Source organism: uncultured Nisaea sp. (genome assembly GCF_963974195.1).
GTDB lineage: Bacteria > Pseudomonadota > Alphaproteobacteria > Thalassobaculales > Thalassobaculaceae > Nisaea.
Genome location: NZ_CAXBDC010000159.1, coordinates 1 through 6,702, shown reverse-complemented (window position 1 = coordinate 6,702; position 6,702 = coordinate 1). Strand labels below are relative to the sequence as shown.

Genomic DNA, 6,702 nt, shown 5'->3' with positions numbered 1-6,702 from the left:
GGGCACCCGGAACATCCGGCCGCCCGGGAACGGGTACCAGGGTACGTTTTCGAACACGTCGAACCGGCTGCGGTCGCCATGGATGGCTTCCGACAGGATGCGGCCGAAGGTGTGGGAGCCGGTGACGCCGTGGCCGCTATAGCCGTGGGCGAAGTAGGTGTTGTTGCCGATCCGGCCCATCTGGGGCACGCGGCTGAAGGACAGCGCGAAATTTCCGCTCCAGGCGTAGTCGATCTTCACGCCTTTCAGCTGTGGGAACACCTTGTTCATGTTCGGCAGCAGCTTGGCCCTGATATCGTGCGGGTCCGTGCCGCCATAGACCGTGCCGCCACCGAACAGCATGCGCTTGTCGGCGGAGAGGCGGAAATAGTCGAGAATGTAGCGCACATCCTCGACACAGACGTCGGTCGGGATCAGACCCGCCGCCCGCTCCTCGCCCAGCGGTTCGGTCGCCATCACCTGGGTTGAGACCGGCATGACCCGCGCCGTCAGCGTGGGCACCACATGGCCGAGATAGGCATTGCCGCACAGCACCAGCGTTGTGCAGGTGATTGAGCCATCCGGTGTTTTCACGACCGGCTTCGCGGCCTCGGTATCAACATGCACGGCGGGCGTCTGCTCATAGATCACCCCGCCCAGTTTCTCGAACGCGGCGGCCTCGCCGAGCGCCAGATTAAGCGGATGCATGTGACCGCCGGAATGATCGATCACGCCGCCTGCATAAACGTCCGAGTTCACATGTTTGCGGAGCTGCTCCCTGTCGAGCATTTCCTGGTTGTTGATGCCGTAGCCCTGCCAGAGCTTCAGCCGCTCCTCCAGCTCACGCATATGCGCGCCGGTATAGGCGGTGAAGACGTTGCCCTCTTTCAGGTCGCACTGGATGTCGTAGGTCTTGATGCGCTCGCGGATAATCTCGCCGCCTTCCTGCACCAGCCCGGCAACGAAATTGGCGGTATCCGCGCCATAGCGCTTCCTGATGGTCTGCAGGCTGGCATTCAGGCCATTGACGATCTGCCCGCCATTGCGTCCCGACGCCCCCCAGCCGACCCGGGCAGCCTCGATGATCGCGACCTTGTGGCCCTTCTCGGCCAGATGCAGCGCCGTCGAGAGACCGCTATATCCCGCGCCCACGACAAGAACATCGACCGTGACCTCACCCTTCAGAGACGGGCGCTCCGGCGACGGATTGGCACTGGCGGCGTAATAGCTGCCGGTATGCGCCGTCACGCCATGGAAAATCTTCTCCGGGCGGCTCATCACACGACCTCCAGATACGTGTCATATTCGAAATCGGTCACCTGGCGGGCGAAGCGTTTCAGCTCCTGCATCTTGCTTTCGACCAGCATGGTCTGCAGCCGTTTCGAATAGACTTTCCGGACATTGCGGCCGCGCCGGAAGGCCTCGATCGCGGTGGCCCAGTCGAGCGGCAGGTGATCCAGCTTCATGCTGTAGGCATCGCCGCTGATCGGCTCCTCCGGCTCCATCTCGCCCTCGATACCGATGAAGGCCCCGCCGAGAATGCTGGCCAGCACCAGATAGGGGTTCGTGTCCGCACCCGCGACGCGATGCTCGATCCGGCGCGCCTTGGGGCTGCCTCCCGGAATACGGATGGCGGCGGTGCGGTTCTCATAGCCCCAGGCAACGCTGGTCGGCGCATGGGCGCCCGGCAGCAGGCGGCGGTAAGAGTTCTCGTGCGGGGCGAAGACCAGCGTGTTTTCCTGCATGGTCGCCAGCAGGCCCGCGACAGCGTTCCGCATCAGCGGCGCACCCTCGTCTGTACCATCGTCGAACAGGTTCTCGCCCGCCTCGTTTTCCAGCGAGAAATGGACATGCAACCCACTGCCCGCGCGCTCACCGTAGGGCTTCGCCATGAAGGTTGCGGCAAGGCCGTGCTTGCGGGCAATACCCCGGACCAGACGCTTGAAAAGCACCGCGTCATCGGCCGCCTTCAGCGCGTCGGCCACATGCACCATGTTGATCTCGAACTGGCCGGCGCCATTCTCGGAAATGGCGGCGTCCGCCGGGATGCCCTGCTCGGCGCAGGCATCATAGACATCGTCCAGAAACTCGTCGAAATGCTCAAGCTCGTCCAGCGACAGCGCACCATCGGAATCCAGCCGCTTGTCCGTGATCGGCGAGCGCGGCGGCTCCGGCTGCGTGCCGCTCGGGTCATAGAGATAGAATTCCATCTCTGTCGCGACCACCGGGGTCAGGCCCCGCTCCCTGTAGCGTTCGACGACCTCGGCCAGCGCCCGGCGCGGATCGCCAGAGAACGGCTTGCCATCCTCCTCGCGCATCCACAGCATGGCGAGCGCGGAGGGCCGGTTGGTCCAGTTGATCAGAACGATCGGGCGCCCGGTGAAATCGCAAATCCCGTCGGAATCGCCGGTCTCGAAAACAAGCTCGCTGCCCTCGATATCCTCACCCCAGACATCGACGCTGAGGGTAGAAAGCGGCATGCGCAGCCCGCCTCCGAGGATTTTCACCGCCTGCTCAATGGGCAGGCGCTTGCCGCGCATCGTGCCGTTCAGGTCACAAACGCAGGCGAAGACGGCTTCGATTTCGGGATTTTCCAGCAGCAAGCTGTTCAGATTGTCGACAGACACGATTGGGCCTCTCTCAGGCGCATGAAAATCAATGCGGGATACCCATGATTTGCAGCGCCTTTTCGGATTCTGTCAAATCCAATATGTGTGCGCTGAGAAGCTCCTGCGGAAAATCGAGCCGGAAACATCTTCTACGGCCGCCGCAAGCTCCAGACGCGCAGGTCGACGCCCAATTTCACTGCCGCCAGAACAACCAGAGTGCAAAGCGCGACCTTCGACATTGTCTCCATTGTCCCTTCGATCAGAAGGGCATGCACCACGCTGCACAGGACGATCACAGCCGCAAGAGCCGTATGGCAGAGCCGCCACGTGCGCGGCCGCAACCGAAGCCGCCGCCGGAGCATAGCCAGCGCCGCCGTTGCGATGACGGCCCACATGGCGATCACGCCCCAATCCGAAAAGGGGGTCGGCGATGCGAAAAGAAGTGCGTCCACCACATCCGGGGGGCTGGTGATCCAGAGGCCGGCGACGTGGAGCGTCACCGCCATGACAAGAGCCCCACCGATGATACGGTGCACCCGCCGTCCGCGCAGGCCAGACAGGCCCGGCAGATATCCGCCAATCAGCAAAGGCTGAAGCAGCAGGAAGATCATCGCGATAATGCCCGCGAACCCGGCCGCTATGTAGACCGGATCGCGCCACGCATGCAGCGGACTTGCCGCCGCCGCGGCGATGGGCACTGTAATGACGATGGCGAGAACGGCCCAGCTCAGGGTTTTGCGGGCCGGGCTCATTCCCTTTTGAGGCTTCCCGCTCAAGCCGGCTTAAGGACAAAATCAGCGCGCAGGCTGGTATCCTTTGAACTCTTCATGACCGGGCGTAGGAAGACGGTTTCGAATTCGTCGCTGTCATAGGCGAGATGCCCGTGCGGCTGGCCAAAGGTCGGAACGATCTGCGGCATCTCCAGCCGGAACTCCCCGTTCTCGTCGGTAAGCGTGGCGCCATGGCTGTGCGGATCGCTCTCATACCCTTCGGTCGTGTGTGCCCAGATCTGGATACGCTGGCCCGGAAGCGGAGCGCCATCGCCCGCCCGGCGGACGGTTCCCGTCATCCAGAAGCCCCCGCCCCCAATCCGGTCCACGACCGGCGCATTGGGAATATAATTATTGGAGCCACCACGCATCGAGGGGGTCGGCGCCACCTCCTGTGCCCAAGCGGGGGCAAGGAGGCCGGAAACCCAGGTTGCCGCGACAGCGCCGCCAGCGACGAGCACGGCTCGGCGGGTGAACAGATCAACGGACATGCGAAATCCTCCCATTGGGCGTCATGAGAACCGCCGGTCCATGGCGCTCATGCGGACCTCTTTGATTTAGGAAGTGTGGAGCACGCGATAACCTGCACTCACGGCTTCGTGATACGGACGCCCGGCAGGATCGCTCCCTCCAGCATGCACGACGATCCGTTGACAGCGCTTACGACCTGCCTGCCGCTGCCATGATTGAGGGAGCCGGGAACAAGATTGTCACGACCGTACCACGGTCCGGCTCACTCGAAATCGACAGCTCACCGCCGTGCAGGTCCAGATAACGCTGAACCAGAGAGAGCCCCAGACCGGTGCCTTCGTGCATCCGCGCATATCCTGTATCAAGCTGCTCGAAAGGTTGCAGGGCCTGGGTGATCTGGTCCGGCTCCATTCCGACACCCTCGTCATGTATCGCCATTCCAGCACGACCATCGGCGGTCATCACGTACCGAACCCTGACCGTGCCGCCCCGGTTCGAAAATTTGACGGCATTGCCGACCAGGTTAAGGAGGATCTGGCTAAGCAGCCGCTTGTCAGCAAAAAGACCTGGCGCATCCACAGGGGTCTCGTTGACCAGAGCGATACCTGACGCATCGGCTTTCTGCTGGAGAAGGCGGAAGGACCCCTCGGCGATAGCCCAGGGTGAGACCTCTTCCGGAGACACATCCACCTGTCCGATCTCGACCTTGGAGAGATCGAGAATATCATTGATAACCGACAGCAGGTGCTGGCCACTCTGCTGGATATCTTCGGCGTAACCAACATAACGGTCACTCAGGGGACCGAAGGACTTCTTTGTCAGCAAGCTGGAAAAGCCGATCACCGCATTGAGCGGCGTCCTCAGCTCGTGGCTCATATTAGCAAGGAACAGGGTCTTCGCCTGATTGGCCATCTCCGCCGCAAACTTTGCGGAACGGAGTTCTTCCGTCACCCGGTTGCGCTCCGTAACATCGGTATATGTCGTAACGAACCCGCCATTCGGAAGCGGCCGCCCGGATACTTCCAGAACCGTGCCATTTGGACGGACGCGCTCAAAATCACGTGGCTCAAGCCGGCTGGCTTCCGCCACTCGTTCAGCGATCAACTTATCGATTTCACCCGGCCCGTATTCGCCACGCTCGGCATTGAAGCGCACGAACGTCTCAAGTGAATCACCAGGCGCGAACCGTCCTTCCGGAAGATCAAGAAGTTCCAGAAAATGCTGATTGAAGGCCACCGCAGTGAAGTTGGCATCAAACACGCTGATGCCCTGGGCCATGTGATGGAAGGTCGCCTCCAGAAGCACCTGCTTCTCTGCCACTTCGCGCTGGGCTGCGACCGCTTCCGCAATATCGGAGCCAGTGCCGCGATATCCGATGAAGCAGCCGTTCGCGTCGAACACCGGTTTGCCGTTAATCCGGAAGTGCCGGTCCTTGCCATCCGGCCCCCGAAATACAAACTCGAAGCCACGGAACGGCCTGTGCATGGCCAGATCATCGAGATGACGCTGCCAATGCTCGTCGCTTTCCGAGAGTGCAAACTCCGTGCGCTTCCGGCCCAGAAATTCCGCCGTCGAAAGCCCGACAACATGCTCGAACCGCTGCGACAGAAAAGTATAGCGATGGTCTGCATCCGTCTCCCAAACCCAATCGGCGGCGACCTCGACAATGTCCGCCAACCGGGATTCGCGATCTCGTATCGTATCGCGCGCGGCTTTCAGCCGGCGTCCGATCACAATGCCGAGCACCCAGATCAAGACCGTCAGCAGCAGCCCCAGCGCCACCAGTCCCCATAACAGATAAGAGGAAAGCAAGCGGGCCGTGGAGCCCAGCTGTAGCGAGAAGGTCTCCTCCAGCCGGATCAGGTCCGCGTCGATCCGCTCGATATTGCGAACCACCTCACGGCGGGCATCAAGGTTTTCGGGTTCGGTCAGGATGAGATGCCGCAGCCGGTCCGCCTGCGCATCGATCTGTTTGACCCGCTCGTCTGCCAGGGCCCAGGTCTCGAGCACCGGACTGAACAGTGGCGTTTCCTTAAAGACTCGATACAGCCATGCCAGCCCGCCCACATCATCCGGATGATTATTTCCCTGAATGAGAAAGGGATAGCTGTTCTGGATCGGCATGTCCTCGGCGTCGAGCGCCTCCCGTGCCACTCCGGTGCTTAAGGTTGGGTGAATACGGTTGCGGTATACTTCATAATCACGTTCCTCTCCGGTCCGTGCGAACCGGTACAGGGCCGTTATCGCGCTCAGGTGTCCCTTCGAATAATAGGTGGCGCCATTGCTATACCCACGAATGATATCGACGGTCACAATCCCGGCGGTACCGGCAGCGATGGTCACGGCGATAACGATCGTCATCACCGTCAAAAACAGCACCACGGGGCGAAGCACAACTCGGGACATATTACGGCGCTCTTGTTCTCGGGTAGGTGGCAATCCTACAAAGATGTGGTTAGCAATGAATTAAAACCCACCTGTTCATTTTTGATTCATATCAAATTTTTGAAACCCGCCGGTCACGCGAAAACATCAAGAAACCGGAACATTTTCAGGCCAGCCCGCGCCGCGATCCCGGACGAGCGCTGTCACCGTGCTGCTTGATATTTGAATTCTTCGGGATTTCCCCGTACCTATGCAGGTCGGCCCGGCAAAGCCCTCTCAAATCCCATACCTGAACGGTGCGGAGCGAGGGTTCGGGTGAAGCAAAGCGAAATTTGCGCGATATTGGTCTATTAAGCTTCCCCGAAGCCAAGATGCGTTGGCATTAGTCAGAGAGCACTGGCTATCCAGTTATAAAAGAAAGAATAGTTTTCAATCATGAAGCTCCGCCGCTGGCAGCAAAGTGTTATCGACGACTTCCAGTCCATACG

At 60.7% G+C, this 6,702-nt stretch carries 5 protein-coding genes; all 5 read right to left on the bottom strand.

Annotated features, from left to right (window positions below; all coding sequences use genetic code 11):
- On the bottom strand, window positions 1-1,257 hold a 1,257-nt coding region (locus tag AAC126_RS21220), incomplete at its 3' end, for an FAD-binding oxidoreductase (RefSeq protein ID WP_339857292.1).
- Window positions 1,257-2,606, bottom strand: a complete 1,350-nt coding sequence (locus tag AAC126_RS21215) for a glutamine synthetase family protein (protein ID WP_339857291.1) — start codon at window positions 2,604-2,606, stop codon at window positions 1,257-1,259. The genes AAC126_RS21220 and AAC126_RS21215, both read right to left, overlap by 1 nt.
- A 131-nt stretch (window positions 2,607-2,737) precedes the next feature.
- Entirely contained in the window at window positions 2,738-3,340 is a 603-nt protein-coding gene (locus tag AAC126_RS21210) for a ferric reductase-like transmembrane domain-containing protein (protein ID WP_339857290.1), read from the bottom strand.
- A 20-nt stretch (window positions 3,341-3,360) separates the two neighbouring features.
- Window positions 3,361-3,849 (bottom strand): hypothetical protein, encoded by a 489-nt coding sequence (locus AAC126_RS21205; protein WP_339857288.1) that lies wholly within the window; start codon window positions 3,847-3,849, stop codon window positions 3,361-3,363.
- A 169-nt stretch (window positions 3,850-4,018) separates the two neighbouring features.
- Window positions 4,019-6,235 carry a PAS-domain containing protein gene (locus AAC126_RS21200; RefSeq protein WP_339857287.1) on the bottom strand — a complete coding sequence of 739 codons (2,217 nt, stop codon included), beginning with the start codon at window positions 6,233-6,235 and terminating at the stop codon, window positions 4,019-4,021.
- Window positions 6,236-6,702: the final 467 nt, after the last annotated feature.